Consider the following 17,620-nt stretch of genomic DNA (forward strand, 5'->3'; position numbering starts at 1 on the left):
CGCTGCCTCGCTCAACAGTCCACTTTCTCACCTGGCCCCGAGGACTCCCCGCTTTCGGGCCGGGTGTCATCGTGAGCGTCACGGACCGGGCGTGGGGAGGCTTCGGTGTCCGTGTCCGCCGTCGCGCTGTTCCGCGCACCGTTCTCCGCGCCGTCCTCTGCCGCGGCTTCCGGCCCGGCCTCGGACTCGTCCCGCCGGGAGGCCAGCGGGGCGTCCGGGTCGGGCTGCGGGCCGCGGCGCTTGCGCTGCGTGTACATCCGTACTCCGGCCAGGACGACGAGCAGGACGCCGCCGGCGATGACCAGCAGCACGGTGGACGTGATCTCGGTGACGTCCACCTGGAAGGTCATCGGCTCACCGTAGGGGTCGCCGTCCTTCGTGTAGAGCCGTGCCGTCAGGAAGGTCCGTCCGTTGGCGTTGGCCGTCGTGTCGAACGTGATCGACTGGCTGTGACCACCCTCGACCACCAGCGGCTTGACGTCGTCGTCGACCGTCAGGCCGATCCGGCGCCCGGAGGTCAGCCGCAGCTCCAGCCCGTCGACCTCCTGGACCAGGTTGTTCTGCACCGTCACCGGGATGGTCGCGCTGCGGCCGGAGAGCGTCATGGGGGACTTGGGCACGAGACGCACCTGGTCGGTGAGTCCGACGAGGTACTCCTGCACGGAGTCACGGTAGTCCGCGGAGTCATCGGCCCGGCCGCGCCACGACGTGGACATCTCCCGGCGAATGGCGTTGCCGAACGGCGTCACGACCCGGTCCTCCTGGCTGAGGATGACCGTGAAGTCGTTGAGCGTGCTCTGCGTCCTGCGCATCGACTCGAACGCGGCGGTCGGCAGCTCCTGCTCGCGCAGGTGCTGGGGATAGGCGGAACGGCCGGGCACCTGGCGCTTCGCCTTCGGGTCGGGTTTGGCCTTCGCCGTCTCACCGAGGTCCACGAAGCGCGCCCAGCCGCCGTCGTCGGCCACGGCCTCGATGGCCGTGGCCATGGTGGCGGCCTGGCTGGCCGTCGGCATGCGCTGGGGAGTGACGAGGATGCTGCGCTGCTTCGTGGGGTTCTGCTCGGTGATCGCCAGGGTGTGGGCGAGGAAGCGCTGAACGGCTGAGGTGGAGCTGTCTGCCCGCGTCATGTCGCCCTGGAACAGGGTGGACAGGGTGGCGTCCGCCGACACCGCCGTGATGCCACCGCCGACGGGACGGGCGGCGTTCGGGGTGTACGGGAGGCTGCGGTCCTCCCGCAGGCTGTCGCTGCGGGCGATGACGTTGCGGGCTCCGGCCGAGGTGGCGACGGAGACGACCGACGGGTCGATGGCCCCCTCCACCGGCCAGGCGTAGTCGGTGCTCGGCGCCGTGTTGAGGATGGTCTCCACCGTGACCTGGGCGGCCTCGGTGGCCGACTGCAGATGGCCCAGTGCGCCGGAGACGTCGCGCCCACGGTGCGCGAGCGAGGCCACGTCGGGGTCACCGAAGGGCAGGGCGACGACTTCCTCGTCCTCGACCGCCCGCTGCAGCTCGTTGAGCCATCGGTTCGCCGCGTCGCGTCCGGTCCCGGCGACCGGACCGTCGGGTGTCTGTACCTGGTACGGCTCGGTCATGGCGTTGACCGACGCCAGCAGGTCCGGGTCCACGACCCAGGTGACCGGGAGATCGGAGCCGTGGCGGACGAGCTCGTAGAGCCGGCCGCCCGGGGAGATCTCGTCCACGAGGTCGTCGTCCCGGAACACCGGCGTCTGCTGCTCGTCCGAGGCCGTGCGGGCGGTGAGGTGCGGGGTGGAGACGAGCGGCCAGAGGAAGGTGACGTCGGTACGGGTCGACGCGGGGTCGGTCTGCCAGGGCAGGAAGGTCCGCCCCATGCCCAGCACCTGCTCCCCGGAGCCGCCGCCGCGGCCGGAGACGGCCACACCGAGTTGGTACACGCCGCTCGCGTCCAGCTCCAGCTCCTCCACCGGGACCCTGAGGGTGAAGGGACGCGTGCCGCCCGGGGTGATGTCGTCGAGGGTGAACGCCGAATCCTCGTCGGTGACCTCCCTGCCGTCCTGCGCGTAGGAGAAGCCCTCACGGCCGGCGGCCCGGTCGATGGCGCTGCGGGTCGACAGCCGTGGGCCGCCGCGCAGGTTCACCTCCAGGCCGGTGATCGTCTCCCGGGACCGGTTGGTCACGGAGCCCTTGACCGTGAGGGTCTCCTCCTCACCGGGGATCACGGGCGTCACTCCGGTGATCGCGATCTCCGCCGTGCGGGAGCCGGTGGCCGACTCGCTGGTGGCGGACTCCCGGGCGGCCACGTCGCTCGTTCCGCCGACGGGGCCGACGCGGGGCGCGGTGGTATGTGGGGCGGCCGTGGCGGCACCGGCGTGGGGGGAGCCCGCGAGCAGCAGCGGCAGGGGCATGATCAGGGCCGCGGCGGCACGGCGGAGTCGGCGTCCGGGCACAGCCGGGGTGTGGCTCCCCTGGATTTTCGGCGCTTCGGCCACGCGATGGTCCGTCCCGTCTGGTCGCCCTGCCGCTGCAGGTCTGCCGCTGGTGATCTGCCGCTTCCCCGATGCTAACGAGCCCCGCGCGTCGCGGGTGCCGCGGTGTACGTCCGACGACGCCCGCCACCGGCTCCCGGCGGCTCCCGGCGGCGGGAGCCGCCCGGAACGGGTGAGCGCGAGTGGGGAGACGGCACGTACCCTGTGCTGTTGTGCCGAACGCCAAGACTGACAGCAACGTCCAGCAGCCGAACCAGGAGCTCAGCACCGCGCAGCGCCGTGCGGTGAGTGAGCTGCTGAGGGTGTCTCCCGTGGCCGACGACTTGGCCCGCCGCTTCCGGGAGGCGGGCTTCTCGCTCGCGCTCGTCGGTGGCTCGGTGCGGGACGCCCTGCTGGGGCGGCTCGGCAACGATCTCGACTTCACCACGGACGCGCGTCCCCAGGACGTGCTGAAGATCGTCCGCCCCTGGGCAGACGCCGTGTGGGAGGTGGGCATCGCCTTCGGCACCGTCGGTTGCATCAAGGCCGCGGAGGGCACCGGCGCGGACCAGCCGGGGCCCCAGGAGTACCAGATCGAGATCACGACGTACCGGTCCGAGGTCTACGACCGCACCTCCCGCAAGCCCGAGGTCTCCTATGGGAACTCCATCGAGGAGGATCTGGTCCGGCGCGACTTCACGGTGAACGCCATGGCGGTCGCCCTGCCGGAGAAGGAGTTCATCGACCCGCACCAGGGCCTGGAGGACCTCGCACGCCGTGTGCTGCGCACCCCGGGCACACCCGAGGCCTCCTTCTCGGACGACCCGCTGCGGATGATGCGGGCCGCCCGGTTCGCCGCCCAGCTGGACTTCTCCCTGGACGCGCCCGTACGTGCGGCCATGCGGGACATGGCGGAGCGCATCGACATCGTGTCCGCTGAGCGGGTGCGGGACGAGCTGAACAAGCTGGTTCTCTCCGACCACCCCCGGCAGGGTCTGGAGATCCTGGTGGAGACGGGGCTCGCCGAGCGGGTGGTACCGGAGCTTCCGGCCCTGCGGCTGGAGCGTGACGAGCACCACCGGCACAAGGACGTCTACGAGCACTCGTTGACGGTGCTGGAGCAGGCGATGGACCTGGAGCAGGGCGGGCCCGACCTCACCCTGCGCCTCGCCGCCCTGTTGCACGACATCGGCAAGCCGCGGACGCGCCGTTTCGAGAAGGACGGCCGGGTCTCCTTCCACCACCACGAGGTGGTGGGCGCCAAGATGACCCGCAAGCGGATGACCGCCCTGAAGTACTCCAACGAGCTGGTGAAGGACGTCTCCCGGCTGGTGGAGCTGCATCTGCGCTTCCACGGCTACGGATCCGGCGAGTGGACGGACTCGGCCGTGCGGCGCTATGTGCGCGATGCCGGGCCGCTGCTGGACCGCCTGCACCAGCTGACCCGTTCCGACTGCACCACTCGGAACAAGCGCAAGGCCAACGCGCTGGCACGGGCCTACGACGGCTTGGAGGAGCGCATCGCCCAGCTTCAGGAGCAGGAGGAGCTGGACGCCATCCGTCCCGATCTCAACGGCAACGAGATCATGGAGGTGCTGGGGCTGAAGCCCGGCCCGGAGATTGGTGCGGCCTACCGCTTCCTGCTGGACCAGCGTCTTGAGCACGGTCCCATGGAGCGAGAGGCCGCGGTGGCCGCCCTCAAGAAGTGGTGGGCGTCCCGCGAGGACTGAGAGCCCGGCGCGCCGGTGAGCCGAGCCGAGCGGGGGGGGCGTTTCACGTGAAACACCCCCCCGCGCTCGGCTCCCGGTACCTCCGTTGATCCGCCCCCGTCGTCCTTCCGGAGAGCTGCGGTTCAGAGCGACGGTGACGCCGATGAGCGGAGGCGGAACACGCTCAGCGCGGTGAGGCCGTAGAGGAGAGCGACGGCCACCACGAGCGGGGCGGAGCGGCCATCGGGAGGCAGGACGAGGGCCGCGACCGAGGCAGCGGCGACGAAGGCGACGTTGTACTGCATGTCGTAGAGGGAGAACACCCGACCGCGGTAGCCGTCGTCGACGGTCGTCTGGACCACCGTGTCCGTGATGATCTTCGCCCCCTGAGATGCCGCGCCCAGCAGAAACGCGGCGACGAGCATGGGCCCGGGCCGGAACCACAGGCCGAGCACCGGGAGGAGCACGGCCGCCACGGTGGCACACCAGGCCATCCAGCCCAGCCGGCCCAGGCGCCGCGCACCCCAGGGGGTGATCACCGCGGCGGTGAAGAACCCGAGGCCGGAGACGGCCAGGGCCAGCCCGAGCAGAGCCACCCCGTGGTCGACGTCGTCGCTCCAGGCATGGCGGGCCAGGATCAGCAGCATGACCGTGAGTGCCCCGTAGCAGAAGCGCAGCACTCCGATAGCGATGAGCGTCTGGGCGGCTGTACGACGGTGGGCGAGGTGCCGGAGGCCGTCCAACAGGCCGCGAGCAGTGCTGACGATCGCCGCGAGGATGTGGGGTTGCCGTTGGCCTGGCTCGGGGCCGAGGAGTTCGCGTCCCATCCGCAGCGCGGAGAGCCCGGCCGTGGCGTACACCGCGGCAGCACAGAGGACCACCCAGGCGTCGGCGCTGGCGCCGTTGGGAAGGACGGCCCGCAGGCCCAGGGCGAGGCCGCCGCCGAGGGTGGCCGCGAGGGTGCCGGCGGTAGGGGACACGGAGTTGGCCATGACCAGCCGCTCGCCGTCCACGACCCGGGGCAGGGCGGCGGAGAGACCGGCGAGGATGAAGCGGTTGACGGCGGTGACGGAGAGGGCGGAGAGGTAGAAGAGCCAGGTCGGCACGGACACCAACACCAGAGCGCAGGTGCCCAGCGAGAGCAGGGAGCGCAGGAGGTTGCCGTACAGCAGGACCTGACGGCGCCGCCACCGGTCCAACAGGACGCCGGCGAACGGCCCGAGGAGTGAGTAGGGGAGCAGGAGTACGGCGAGCGCGCCGGCGATGGCACCCGCCGAGGCCTGTCGCTCGGGCGAGAAGACGACGTAGGTGGCCAGTGCCACCTGGAAGACTCCGTCGGCCAGCTGGGAGAGCAGGCGGACGGCCAACAGGCGGCGGAAATCCCGGAAACGGATCAGCACTCGCGCGTCGTGGATCAGTCCGCCACGTCCGGCAGGCATCGGGCCTCGGTTCCCGTCGCCCGTCATGTTTCACGTGAAACAGCGGTCGACAGTGATCGGTCAGCGTCTCGGGGTACCCCAGCGTACGGTGCCGCCTTCGGACGAGATCGGCGGCTCCGGGAAGACCGGCTCCAGGACATGCGACGTGAAGGCGTCCGGGGCGCCGTCGAGCACACCGCCGGACGGATCGTCGGAGCCATCCCGGCGCACACGGTCGTGCTCGGGCCTGAGCGCGTCGCGCACCACCATGCCGCACAGGTACAGCGTCCCCAGCAGGTGCACGGCGATGGCGAGGTGGTAGCCCTCCTGCGGCAGCCCCTGGTTGTTCTCGCTGGAGGTGTACGCGAGATACATCCAGATGCCGAGGAAGTAGGCGACCTCGCAGGCCTGCCAGATCAGCATGTCCCGCCACCGGGGCCTGGCGAGGGCGGCCAGTGGGATGAGCCACAGCACGTACTGCGGGGAGTAGACCTTGTTCGTGAGGATGAACAGGGCGACGACGAGGAACGCGACCTGTGCGAAGCGTGGACGCCGCGGTGCGAACAGGATCAACATCGCGATGCCCGCACAGCCCAGGAGCATCAGGACGATGCCGGCGATGTTCGCGGTCTCCGTGGGGAAGCTCGTGCGCTGCGCGATGATGAGCCACAGGGAGCCGAAGTCCACCGGCCGTTCCCGGGAGAAGCTGTAGAACTTCCCCCAGCCCTCGGTCGCGATGAGCATGACCGGCAGATTGACCGCGAGCCAGGTGCCCACGGTACCGCCGAGTGCCGCCCCGAAGGCGCGCCAGCGGTCGGCCCGCCAGCAGAGCACGAGCAGGGGGCCGAGCAGCAGGACGGGATAGAGCTTGGCCGCCGTGGCCAGACCCAACAGCACGCCGAACGCGAGGGGGCGGCTGCGTGACCACATGAGCATGGCGGCTGCCGTCAGGCTCACTGCCAGCAGGTCCCAGTTGATCGTGGCCGTCAGCGCGAACGCCGGAGCGAGCGCCACCAGCAGCGCGTCCCAGGGGCGACGACGATGGGTGCGGGCCACGCACACCACGAGGACGGCGGTGCAGATCATCAGCATCCCGGCGTTGACCAGCCAGTACGCCTGCTGCTCCTGCATCGTCTGGGCGAAGTCCGGGGTCAACCAGGACGCGATCTGCATGAAGGCCCCGGTGAGCACGGGGTACTCCAGGAACTCCATCCCGCCGGAGAACTGCGTGATGCGGTCGACGTAGGGCGTCATTCCCGCCTCGAAGCCGCGGCCGGTGTAGAGGTGGGGGATGTCCGAGTAGCACGCGTGGGTGTACTGCGCGCCCCGGCCGAAGAACCAGCCGCCCTCGTAGCAGGGGAGCTTCTGCACCATGCCCAGGGCGAAGAGTCCGAGGGCGCACAGCACGACGATCCGCACCGGTGACCACCAGTGGTGTCCGACCAGCGCACGCTTGCCGAGAGGTCCGCCGATCGCCTCGCTGCCCGCGGCGGCGACCTCGTCCTCGACGGTGGGTCGCACGACCCCGTCGTCACGCACGCTCGTCATGCCCCACATCCTGCCCTACGCCCCGCGGCGCCTCCCGGGTCCTCCACCGCGATTCCGGTCACGGTGACCGGAATCGCGGTGGAGGGCTGTTCAGGCTCATCACGGACGGGGACGGAACCAGGCCCCGTTCGCTGGTCCTCAGTCGAGGCAGAACTCGTTGCCCTCGATGTCCAGCATCGGGATGCACGCGTCGTTGCCGTCATACAGTGTGCGGACGAGTACCGCGCCGAGCGGGACCGTCCGTGCGCACTCGGCCTCAAGCATGTCGAGGCGCTCTGCGCCCACGAGCCCGGTGGCGCCCCGCACATCAAGGTGCAGTCGGTTCTTGGCCGCCTTTCCTTCGGTCAGGTCTGGGCCATGTCGACGAAGCGCGAGTAGTGGCCCTGGAAGGCGACGGTGATGGTGGCGGTGGGGCCGTTGCGGTGCTTGGCCACGATGAGGTCGGCCTCCCCGGCGCGGGGCGACTCCTTCTCGTAGGCGTCCTCGCGGTGCAGGAGGATCACCATGTCGGCGTCCTGCTCGATGGAGCCGGACTCACGCAGGTCGGAGACCATCGGCTTCTTGTCGGTGCGCTGCTCGGGGCCTCGGTTGAGCTGGGAGAGGGCGATCACGGGAACCTCGAGCTCCTTGGCCAGGAGCTTGAGGTTCCGGGACATCTCCGAGACCTCCTGCTGCCGGGACTCGGGGCGGCGGGCGCCACCGGACTGCATGAGCTGGAGGTAGTCGATGACGATGAGCTGGAGGTCGTTGCGCTGCTTGAGGCGCCTGCACTTGGCCCGGATCTCCATCATCGTCAGGTTGGGCGAGTCGTCGATGTAGAGGGGCGCCTCGGTGACCTGCGGCATCTGCCGGGCGATCTTGTTCCAGTCCTCGTCGGTCATGCTGCCGGAGCGCATGTGGTGGAGGGCGACGCGGGCCTCGGCGGACAGCAGGCGCATCGCGATCTCGTTGCGGCCCATCTCCAGGGAGAAGATGACGCTCGGCAGGTTGTTGCGGATGGAACAGGCCCGGGCGAAGTCGAGGGCCAGGGTGGACTTGCCCATGGCGGGACGGGCCGCGATGACGATCATCTGGCCGGGGTGGAGACCGTTGGTCAGGGAGTCCAGATCGGTGAAGCCGGTGGGGACGCCGGTCATCTGGCCGCTGCGGGAGCCGATGGCCTCGATCTCGTCGAGCGCGCCCTCCATGATCGCGTTGAGGGGCAGGTAGTCCTCGGAGGTGCGCTGCTCGGTGACGGCGTAGATCTCGGCCTGTGCCGAGTTGACGATCTCGTCCACGTCGCCGTCGGCGGCGTATCCCATCTGGGTGATGCGGGTGCCCGCCTCGACGAGACGGCGCAGGACGGCACGTTCGTGCACGATCTCCGCGTAGTACTCGGCGTTGGCGGCGGTGGGGACCGTCTGGACGAGTGAGTGCAGGTAGCCGTTTCCACCGACCTTGGCCAGCTCGCCGCGCCGGGTGAGCTCCGCGGCGACGGTGATCGGGTCGGCCGGCTCACCCTTGGCGTAGAGGTCGAGGACGGCCTGGTAGATCGTCTCGTGGGCCGGCCGGTAGAAGTCCTGCCCTTGGAGGACCTCCACGACGTCGGCGATGGCCTCCTTCGACAGGAGCATGCCGCCGAGCACGGACTGCTCGGCGGTGAGGTCCTGCGGGGGGACGCGCTCGAAGGTGTTGCCGGAGAAGGTGTCCTGGCCCCGGTCGTGCTGCTCGCCCTCGGGCTCCGTGCCACGGCGCTGCCGGGAGACGGGGAGGTGTTCGGCCGGGCGGGCCGCCGGTGTGGCGGCCCAGGGGTCCTCCAGGTGCTCGGGCTGGGTCACCCTGCCACCTCCTCCCGTGCGAGCCGCAGTGCACAGCTTCTCTGGCTTTCTACGGCACAGCTCTGACAACTGAGGCGCCCTACTCCGGTTACGGCGCATCGGTCGCGCGGCGAAGAAAAGGGGAACGGAAGGCGGGCGCCGCACAACGGTAGAGCCGGGGGCGGGCCGGGCCAATTCGGTTATCCACAGGGCTCTGTGGGTGACGGGGCACATCCTGTGGAGAACCCGGGGCTTCCTGTGCACGACCCGGGGGACAGCGCTGTGGAGAAGCCCGCGCCGTCCCTGGGATTCATGCGCCCACCTGCGGATTCTCCGTCCACCGGCTGTGCAGGAGAAAAAGTGGCCGACAAGTGGGGAGATCCGTGGACGACGGCGGCCAGGGCGATGCACAGAGCGAGAAATGTAAGGACCTCATGCCGGTTGTGAATGTTACCTGTGGATGTTTCAATCACCGCATGCCCTCCTCGCGCCCCGCAACCGACCGCAGCGCTGCCGAGGAACGTCCGGAGACGGTCGCAGTCGGCCCGCGGCGTTCGGCGATGCGCCGCCACGACCGGGAGATCCTCGCCCTGGCCGTACCGGCCTTCGGCGCTCTCGTCGCCGAACCGCTCTTCCGGCTGGCGGACAGTGCGATCGTGGGGCACCTCGGCACCCCGCAGCTCGCCGGGCTCGGCATCGCGGCGGCGATCCTCACCACCGGGGTCAACGTCTTCGTCTTCCTCGCCTATGCCACCACCGCCGCCGTGGCCCGCCGGGTAGGCGCGAACGAGCTCCCCGCGGCGATCCGGCAGGGTATGGACGGCATCTGGCTCGCCCTCCTCCTCGGGCTGTCCGTCCTCGCCGCCGGCTACCCGTTCGCCCCCGCGCTCGTGGACTTCTTCGGGGCCTCCGCCACCGCAGCCCCGCACGCGGTGACCTATCTGCGGATCAGCCTCTTCGGTATTCCCGCGATGCTCACCGTCCTCGCCGCCACGGGCGTCCTGCGCGGTCTCCAGGACACCCGCACGCCGCTCTACGTGGCCGTCGGCGGCTTCACGGCGAACGCCGGGCTCAACGTGCTGCTCGTGTACGGGGCGGGCCTCGGGATCGCCGGGTCCGCCTGGGGCACGGTACTCGCGCAGTGGGGCATGGCCGCCGTCTATCTCACCGTCGTCGTCCGCGGCGCCCGGCGGCACGGGGCCTCGCTCCGCCCCGACCCGTCGGGGATCCGGACCTGCGCCCAGGCGGGCGCTCCCCTGCTGGTCCGCACGCTGTCCCTGCGCGCGGTGTTGCTGATCGGCACCTCCGTCGCCGCCCGGCTGGGCGACGCCTCCGTCGCCGCCCACCAGATCACCCTCACCCTGTGGGCCCTCCTCGCCTTCGCCCTGGACGCCATCGCCATCGCGGGTCAGGCGATCATCGGCCGCTACCTGGGCGCCGACGACGCCGCCGGGGCCAGGGCGGCCTGTCGTCGGATGGTGCAGTGGGGCGTGCTCTCGGGCGTCGTGCTCGGGGTGCTGGTCCTGCTGGCCCGCCCGCTGATCCTGCCGCTGTTCACCGGTGACCCGGCCGTGCACGACGCCCTGTTCCCGGCGCTGCTCGTCGTCGCCGTCACCCAGCCCGTCGCGGGCGTCGTCTTCGTGCTGGACGGCGTGCTCATGGGAGCCGGTGACGGGCCCTATCTCGCCGGGGCGATGCTCGCGGTCCTGGCCGTCTTCGCTCCGGTGGCCCTCGCCGTGCCGACGCTCGGCGGCGGACTGACGGCGCTGTGGTGGACGATCGCGGGGCTGATGATGACGACGCGACTGGCCACTCTGTGGTGGCGGGCCCGCTCCGGGCGCTGGCTCGTCACCGGCGCCGTCCGCGGCTGAGGGCTCCCCGGGGCTCCTGCGGGGCGCACGGACACGGAAAGCGGGCCGCACCCCGTGCAGGGCGCGGCCCGCTCCCGAGCCGTTGGCAGCGTGTGCCTTACGCGGCCTGGACCTCGACGCCGACCTTGGCGACGACGTCGGTGTGCAGCCGGACCGAGACCTCGTGCGAGCCGAGGGTCTTGATCGGCGAGCCCAGCTCGACGCGGCGCTTGTCCACGTCCGGACCGCCGGCCGACTTCACCGCTGTGGCGATGTCGGCGGGGGTGACGGAGCCGAAGAGACGGCCGCCCTCACCCGCGCGGACCTTGAGGCGCACCTTGGTGCCCTCGAGCTGCGCCCGGACGTCGTTGGCCTGCTCGATCGTGGCGATCTCGCGGATCTTGCGGGCGCGACGGATCTGCTCGACGTCCTTCTCGCCACCGCGGGTCCAGCGGATCGCGAAACCACGGGGGAGCAGGTAGTTGCGGGCGTACCCGTCACGCACGTCCACGACATCGCCGGCGATGCCGAGACCGGAAACCTCGTTGGTAAGGATGATCTTCATGATGCGGTCACCCTTCCTCAGCGAGCGGTCGACGTGTAGGGCAGCAGCGCCATCTCACGGCTGTTCTTCACAGCCGTGGCGACGTCACGCTGGTGCTGGGTGCAGTTGCCGGTGACCCGGCGGGCACGGATCTTGCCGCGGTCGGAAATGAACTTCCGCAGCAGGTTCGTGTCCTTGTAGTCGACGTAGGAGATCTTCTCCTTGCAGAACACGCAAACCTTCTTCTTCGGCTTGCGAGCAGGCGGCTTCGCCATGGTCTCTCTCCAGTGAGTTCAAGAAGTTGCGGGAGAGCCCGCCCTCGAACCGGTCACGGACCGGTCAGAAGGGAGGCTCGTCCGAGTAGCCGCCGCCGGAGCCGCCGCCCCAGCCGCCACCGCCACCGCCCTGCTGGCCACCGCCGGCCGGGGCGCCGGTCGCCCACGGGTCGCCCGCGGGGGCGCCGCCCCCGCCCTGCTGACCACCGGGGCCGCCGGGGCCGCCGGGGCCGCCGCCCCAGCCGCCGCCACCCTGCTGGCTGCCGCGGCCGCTGGTCTTGGTGACCTTCGCGGTCGCGTTACGCAGGCTGGCGCCGACCTCGTCGACGTCCAGCTCGTAGACCGTGCGCTTGATCCCTTCACGGTCCTCGTACGACCGCTGCTTCAACCGGCCCTGCACGATGACCCGGGTGCCCCGGGTGAGGGACTCGGCGACGTTCTCCGCCGCCTGACGCCAGACCGAGCAGGTCAGGAACAGGCTGTCGCCGTCCTTCCACTCGTTGGTCTGCCGGTCGAAGGTGCGCGGGGTGGACGCGACGCGGAACTTCGCGACCGCCGCACCGGAAGGGGTGAAGCGCAGCTCGGGGTCGTCGACCAGATTGCCGACGACCGTGATGACGGTCTCGCCTGCCATGGGGGTACCTCTCGGCGTGCTGCTGCTGCTGGCTGCTTGGGCTGCGTGGCGCTACTCGGAACCTTCGTTCGCTGGCCGGGGCTCAGCGAGCGGAGGGACGGAGCACCTTGGTCCGGAGGACCGACTCGTTCAGGTTCATCTGGCGGTCGAGCTCCTTCACGACCGCAGGCTCGGCCTGCAGGTCGATGACCGAGTAGATGCCCTCGGGCTTCTTGTTGATCTCGTAGGAGAGACGACGACGGCCCCAGGTGTCGACCTTCTCGACCTTCCCCTTGCCCTCACGGACGACGGAAAGGAAGTTCTCGATCAGCGGTGCGACGGAGCGCTCCTCGAGATCGGGGTCGAGGATCACCATCACCTCGTAGTGACGCATGTGGAACCCACCTCCTCTGGACTCAGCGGCCACGGTCGTTCCGTGGCAGGAGGGTCATATGCGTGTCAGCCACGGTCCCTGCCGTTGTACAGGCCGCCTCTGACAGCGCCGGACGTCGCCGGAGCGGATCAGGGGTGGCCGGGCAGGCACCGGTGCAGACGGTACAGCGTACCCGTGCTCGTCCTTCCGGTTGAAATCCGGCCCGAGTACCCCGCAATCTGGACACAACGGGTGTGAGCGGCGCCACGGCTCGCCGCCTTCCGCTGGGAGGTGCCACATGGCACAGGCAGTCCGACCTCAGGGCCACAGACACGGCCTCTTCGACCTCCTCAACACCGACGGCAGGCCCCATCCCGTGGAGAACGCCTTCACGGCGGCGACGCTGGTCCTGGGGCTTGTCGCGTTCGTGACGTCCTTCTTCGACGGGCTCCACGTGCTCGCGTCCTGGGTCGGCCTCGTGGGTGTCCTCACCGGGCTGCGGGGGCAGATGATCTCCGCCACGACGGCCGAGCGTTTCGTGCTGATCATCGGCCTCGGCGCGGCGGCCTTCGGGCTCTATCTGGGGATGGCCAACGGCGGCTTCTTCGTCGGGTTCTTCGACTAGGCCCGCTCGGGGCCCACCCGCGACGGTCCTGCCGAGCAGGGGCCGGCTGGTCCGCCGCACGGGGCGTCGGTGCCGGGTACCGACGGGTCTGGTGAGGGTGACTGTGCCCGTACGGGGTGCTGCTCCGCGCAGTAGGCTTCGCGCCAGACCCTGCGAAGTACGCCGGAGGAGCGCCCCCGAATGAGCCTGACCCTGAGGACCATCAGCCGCGAAGAGCATCTGGCGTACATCCGGAGCCTGCCCTCGGCCAGCCACTGCCAGATCCCGGCGTGGGCCGACGTGAAGACCGAGTGGCGCCCGGAGAACCTGGGCTGGTTCGACGAGCGCACGGGGGAGCAGGTCGGCGCCGGGCTGGTGCTCTACCGGCAGCTGCCCAAAGTCAAGCGCTATCTCGCGTACCTGCCCGAGGGCCCCGTCATCAATTGGCACGCGCCCAACCTGGAGGAGTGGCTCAAGCCGATGCTGGCGCATCTCAAGCGCCAGGGCGCCTTCTCGGTGAAGATGGGCCCGCCGGTCGTCATCCGGCGCTGGGACGCCCCCGCCATCAAGAAGGGCATCCAGGACCCGGAGGTCAAGCGGCTGCGGGACGTCGAGGCCACGTTCATCGAGCCCCGGGCGTTCGAGGTGGCGGACAAGCTGCGCCGGATGGGCTGGCAGCAGGGCGAGGACGGCGGTGCCGGCTTCGGGGACGTCCAGCCGCGCTACGTGTTCCAGGTGCCGTTGGAGCAGCGCAGCCTGGAGGACGTGCACAAGGGCTTCAACCAGCTGTGGCGGCGCAACATCAAGAAGGCGGAGAAGGCCGGGGTCGAGGTCGTGCAGGGCGGCTTCGACGATCTGCCGCAGTGGCAGCAGCTGTACGAGGTGACGGCCGAGCGCGACCGGTTCCGGCCGCGCCCGCTCGGCTACTTCCAGCAGATGTGGAAGGCCCTCAACAACGAGGACCCCAACCGGATGCGGCTGTACTTCGCGGTGCACGAGGGTGAGCCGGTGGCCGCAGCGACGATGCTCGTCGTCGGCGGCCACGTCTGGTACTCCTACGGCGCGTCCGCCAACCACAAGCGCGAGGTGCGCCCGTCGAACGCGATGCAGTGGCGCATGCTCCAGGACGCGTACGCGCTCGGCGCGAGCGTCTACGACCTGCGGGGCATCTCGGACTCGCTGGACGACAGCGACCACCTGTTCGGCCTGATCCAGTTCAAGGTGGGCACCGGCGGCGAGGCGGCCGAGTACCTGGGCGAATGGGACTTCCCGCTGAATAAGCTGCTGCACAAGGCGCTCGACATCTACATGTCCCGCCGCTGACCCGTTTCCGCCCACGGTCCGGTCACCGCCCACGAGAAAGGACCCCCACCGGCATGGCGCTCTCCCTCTACGTCAACACGTCCGGCTGGCGAGCGCACCAGCAGACGGTGTTGCAGCAGTTTCCGGGCATCGTGCCTGTCTGCAAGGGCAACGGCTACGGCTTCGGACACCCGCGTCTGGCCGAGGAGGTCACCCGCTTCGGCTCCGACATCCTGGCCGTGGGCACGACCTACGAGGCCGCCCGGATGAAGGACTGGTTCAGCGGCGATCTGCTGGTGCTCACTCCCTTCCGGCGGGGCGAGGAGCCGGTGCCGCTGCCGGACCGGGCGATCCGTTCGGTGTCCTCGGTGGACGGCGTCGGGGCGCTCGTCGGCGCCCGCGTCGTCATCGAGGTCATGAGCTCGATGAAGCGGCACGGGGTGCGTGAGGAGGAACTCGGCAAGCTCCGGTCGTCGATCGAGGACGTTCGCCTGGAGGGCTTCGCGATCCACCTGCCGCTCGACCGGACGGACGGTTCCGACGCGGTGGAGGAGGTCATCGGCTGGATGGACCGGCTGCGCGCCGCCCGGCTGCCGCTGGACACCATGTTCGTGAGCCATCTGCGGCCCGAGGAGTTCCGCCGGCTCCAGCAGCAGTTCCCGCAGACCCGCTTCCGGGCGCGGATCGGGACGAAGCTGTGGCTCGGGGACCACGCGGCCACCGAGTACAAGGGCTCGATCCTCGACGTCACGCGGGTGGCGCGGGGGGACCGGTTCGGTTACCGGCAGCAGAAAGCCCCGGGGGACGGCTGGCTGGCCGTCGTGGCCGGCGGCACCTCGCACGGCGTGGGGCTGGAGGCCCCCAAGGCGCTCCACGGAATGACCTCCCGGGCCAAGGGGGTCGCCCGGGCGGGGCTGGCGACGGTGAACCGCAACCTGTCGCCGTTCGTCTGGGACGGCAAGCAGCGCTGGTTCGCCGAGCCCCCGCACATGCAGGTCTCCATTCTCTTCATCCCTGCCGAAGCGGCTGAGCCGCGTGTCGGCGACGAGCTGGTGGCCCACCTGCGCCACACCACGACGCAGTACGACCGACTGGTCGAGCGCTAAGCCTCTCCGGCGGACTTCGCCGCGGCACGCCCGGGGCGGGGCGCACGGGGACGTCCGGTGAGTGCGAGCAGCGGACAGGAGGAACGGCGAAGGGTCGTGTTTCACGTGAAACACGACCCTTCGCCGTTGGCTCAGCCGGGAGCGGTTCAGCGCTCGACGTCACCCTTGATGAACTTCTCGACGTTCTCGCGGGCCACGTCGTCGAAGTACTGCACGGGCGGGGACTTCATGAAGTACGAGGACGCCGAGAGGATCGGGCCACCGATACCCCGGTCCTTGGCGATCTTCGCCGCGCGCAGCGCGTCGATGATGACGCCGGCGGAGTTCGGGGAGTCCCAGACCTCGAGCTTGTACTCCAGGTTCAGCGGAACGTCACCGAAGGCACGGCCCTCCAGACGGACGTAGGCCCACTTGCGGTCGTCCAGCCAGGCCACGAAGTCCGACGGGCCGATGTGCACGTTGTGCTCGCCCAGCTCGCGGTCGGGGATCTGGGAGGTGACCGCCTGCGTCTTGGAGATCTTCTTCGACTCCAGCCGCTCGCGCTCCAGCATGTTCTTGAAGTCCATGTTGCCGCCGACGTTGAGCTGCATCGTGCGGTCCAGGATGACGCCGCGGTCCTCGAAGAGCTTGGCCATCACGCGGTGCGTGATGGTGGCGCCCACCTGGGACTTGATGTCGTCGCCGACGATCGGCACGCCGGCCTCGGTGAACTTGTCCGCCCACTCCTTGGTGCCGGCGATGAACACCGGGAGGGCGTTGACGAACGCGACCTTGGCGTCGATCGCCACCTGGGCGTAGTACTCGACGGCGCTCTGGGAGCCCACGGGCAGATAGCAGACGAGGACGTCGGCCTGCGCGTCCTTGAGTGCCTTGACCATGTCGACCGGCTCGTCGGCCGACTCCTCGATGGTCAGGCGGTAGTACTTGCCCAGGCCGTCGTAGGTGTGGCCGCGCTGCACCGTGACTCCGGTGCTGGGCACGTCGCAGATCTTGATGGTGTTGTTCTCGCTGGCGCCGATGGCGTCGGCCAGGTCGAGGCCGACCTTCTTGGCGTCCACGTCGAAGGCTGCCACGAACTCGATGTCCGAGACGTGGTAGTCGCCGAACTGGACGTGCATCAGACCCGGGACGCGGCTGTCCGGGTCGGCGTCCTTGTAGTACTCGACGCCCTGCACCAGCGAGGCGGCGCAGTTACCCACACCGACGATGGCTACGCGAACCGAACCCATTCCGGTTGCTCCCCTTGTGTACTCGAAGAATTCCGCACGGTGCGGAACTCAGGTGGTGTCGTCGGACGAATCCGGCCGGGTATCGCCCCGATGCCGGGGCAGATCGCCCGTATCTCCTGACTGTCGTTGATCGCGTCGATCGCGCCCCGCGCGTTCGCTCTCGATCAACTCGTTGAGCCAGCGGACCTCGCGCTCCACGGACTCCATGCCGTGGCGCTGCAGTTCGAGGGTGTAGTCGTCCAGCCGCTCGCGGGTGCGGGCCAGGGAGGCCCGCATTTTGTCGAGGCGTTCCTCAAGGCGGCTGCGGCGCCCTTCCAGCACCCGCATGCGCACGTCCCGGGAGGTCTGGCCGAAGAAGGCGAAACGCACGCCGAAGTGCTCGTCCTCCCAGGCATCGGGTCCGGTCTGCGCGAGCAGCTCCTCGAAGTGCTCCTTGCCTTCCGCTGTGAGCCGGTAGACGATCTTGGCCCGCCGGCCGGTCAGCGCTGCCCCGCGGGCGTCGTTCGCGAGCTGGGCCTCTTCCTCGGTGATCCATCCCTGCTGGACGAGCGTCTTGAGGCAGGGGTAGAGCGATCCGTAGCTGAAGGCCCGGAAGACCCCGAGCGAGGTGTTGAGCCGCTTGCGCAGCTCGTAACCGTGCATCGGGGCCTCGCGCAGCAGCCCCAGAACGGCGAACTCGAGGATGCCGGACCGTCTGCTCATGGACGCCCCTCCCCTTCTCGTCCCACCGCTCCGTGCGCTGACCGTTCGATGTACCGCCGCGATGTGCCAGAGCGGCGTCCCGGAGTCGTGTGCCGGAGTGATGTACC

At 69.9% G+C, this 17,620-nt stretch carries 15 protein-coding genes and 1 pseudogene; 5 read left to right on the forward strand and 11 right to left on the reverse strand.

Annotation, left to right across the window (positions count from 1 at the left end):
* Window positions 1-11 precede the first annotated feature (11 nt).
* The gene (locus O7609_RS12865) at window positions 12-2,468 is read right to left on the reverse strand and encodes a DUF6049 family protein (RefSeq protein ID WP_443072105.1); all 2,457 of its coding nucleotides are present in this window, start codon (window positions 2,466-2,468) and stop codon (window positions 12-14) included.
* Between the two features lie 209 nt (window positions 2,469-2,677).
* On the opposite strand from O7609_RS12865, the gene O7609_RS12870 reads away from it, so the two are divergent.
* The gene (locus tag O7609_RS12870; RefSeq protein ID WP_269736806.1) at window positions 2,678-4,174 is read left to right on the forward strand and encodes a CCA tRNA nucleotidyltransferase; all 1,497 of its coding nucleotides are present in this window, start codon (window positions 2,678-2,680) and stop codon (window positions 4,172-4,174) included.
* A gap of 122 nt (window positions 4,175-4,296) precedes the next feature.
* Here the strand turns inward: O7609_RS12870 and O7609_RS12875 are convergent, their stop codons facing one another.
* From O7609_RS12875 to dnaB, 4 genes and pseudogenes are all read right to left on the reverse strand, one after another.
* The gene (locus O7609_RS12875) at window positions 4,297-5,592 is read right to left on the reverse strand and encodes an MFS transporter (protein ID WP_269743607.1); all 1,296 of its coding nucleotides are present in this window, start codon (window positions 5,590-5,592) and stop codon (window positions 4,297-4,299) included.
* 60 nt (window positions 5,593-5,652) lie between these two features.
* Window positions 5,653-7,119: a glycosyltransferase family 87 protein gene (locus tag O7609_RS12880; RefSeq protein ID WP_269743608.1), complete on the reverse strand. Its 1,467-nt coding sequence runs from the start codon at window positions 7,117-7,119 to the stop codon at window positions 5,653-5,655.
* 138 nt (window positions 7,120-7,257) lie between these two features.
* Window positions 7,258-7,485: pseudogene (locus O7609_RS12885) on the reverse strand (VOC family protein); the annotation flags it as partial.
* A complete protein-coding gene (dnaB, locus tag O7609_RS12890; protein ID WP_269736803.1) occupies window positions 7,464-8,936 on the reverse strand; it encodes a replicative DNA helicase in 1,473 nt (490 codons plus the stop codon). The gene dnaB and the pseudogene O7609_RS12885, both read right to left, overlap by 22 nt.
* Before the next feature lie 539 nt (window positions 8,937-9,475).
* Between dnaB and O7609_RS12895 the strand changes: the two genes are divergently transcribed.
* Window positions 9,476-10,786, forward strand: coding sequence for an MATE family efflux transporter (locus O7609_RS12895; RefSeq protein WP_269744353.1), 1,311 nt, complete (start codon window positions 9,476-9,478; stop codon window positions 10,784-10,786).
* A 97-nt stretch (window positions 10,787-10,883) separates the two neighbouring features.
* Here O7609_RS12895 and rplI read toward each other — a convergent pair whose 3' ends face one another.
* The 4 genes from rplI to rpsF all read right to left on the reverse strand — a co-directional run bounded on the left by rplI (window position 10,884) and on the right by rpsF (window position 12,591).
* A complete protein-coding gene (gene rplI / locus O7609_RS12900) occupies window positions 10,884-11,330 on the reverse strand; it encodes a 50S ribosomal protein L9 (RefSeq protein WP_269743609.1) in 447 nt (148 codons plus the stop codon).
* Between the two features lie 17 nt (window positions 11,331-11,347).
* A complete protein-coding gene (gene rpsR, locus O7609_RS12905) occupies window positions 11,348-11,584 on the reverse strand; it encodes a 30S ribosomal protein S18 (RefSeq protein WP_003978893.1) in 237 nt (78 codons plus the stop codon).
* A gap of 64 nt (window positions 11,585-11,648) precedes the next feature.
* Window positions 11,649-12,218 carry a single-stranded DNA-binding protein gene (locus tag O7609_RS12910; RefSeq protein WP_269743610.1) on the reverse strand — a complete coding sequence of 190 codons (570 nt, stop codon included), beginning with the start codon at window positions 12,216-12,218 and terminating at the stop codon, window positions 11,649-11,651.
* Between the two features lie 82 nt (window positions 12,219-12,300).
* Window positions 12,301-12,591: a 30S ribosomal protein S6 gene (gene rpsF, locus O7609_RS12915; protein WP_219092052.1), complete on the reverse strand. Its 291-nt coding sequence runs from the start codon at window positions 12,589-12,591 to the stop codon at window positions 12,301-12,303.
* A gap of 277 nt (window positions 12,592-12,868) precedes the next feature.
* On the opposite strand from rpsF, the gene O7609_RS12920 reads away from it, so the two are divergent.
* From O7609_RS12920 to O7609_RS12930, 3 genes are all read left to right on the forward strand, one after another.
* Window positions 12,869-13,195 carry a hypothetical protein gene (locus O7609_RS12920; RefSeq protein WP_269736800.1) on the forward strand — a complete coding sequence of 109 codons (327 nt, stop codon included), beginning with the start codon at window positions 12,869-12,871 and terminating at the stop codon, window positions 13,193-13,195.
* A gap of 180 nt (window positions 13,196-13,375) precedes the next feature.
* Window positions 13,376-14,497 (forward strand): lipid II:glycine glycyltransferase FemX, encoded by a 1,122-nt coding sequence (locus tag O7609_RS12925; protein ID WP_269736799.1) that lies wholly within the window; start codon window positions 13,376-13,378, stop codon window positions 14,495-14,497.
* Between the two features lie 53 nt (window positions 14,498-14,550).
* Window positions 14,551-15,582: an alanine racemase gene (locus O7609_RS12930; protein WP_269736798.1), complete on the forward strand. Its 1,032-nt coding sequence runs from the start codon at window positions 14,551-14,553 to the stop codon at window positions 15,580-15,582.
* Between the two features lie 146 nt (window positions 15,583-15,728).
* On the opposite strand, the gene O7609_RS12935 is transcribed toward O7609_RS12930, so the two are convergent.
* Window positions 15,729-16,811, reverse strand: coding sequence for an inositol-3-phosphate synthase (locus tag O7609_RS12935; RefSeq protein ID WP_269736797.1), 1,083 nt, complete (start codon window positions 16,809-16,811; stop codon window positions 15,729-15,731).
* Between the two features lie 48 nt (window positions 16,812-16,859).
* Window positions 16,860-17,513: a PadR family transcriptional regulator gene (locus O7609_RS12940; RefSeq protein WP_269736796.1), complete on the reverse strand. Its 654-nt coding sequence runs from the start codon at window positions 17,511-17,513 to the stop codon at window positions 16,860-16,862.
* Between the last annotated feature and the right edge of the window lie 107 nt (window positions 17,514-17,620).

Origin of the sequence: Streptomyces sp. WMMC1477 (assembly GCF_027460245.1) — a bacterium.
Lineage (GTDB): Bacteria > Actinomycetota > Actinomycetes > Streptomycetales > Streptomycetaceae > Streptomyces.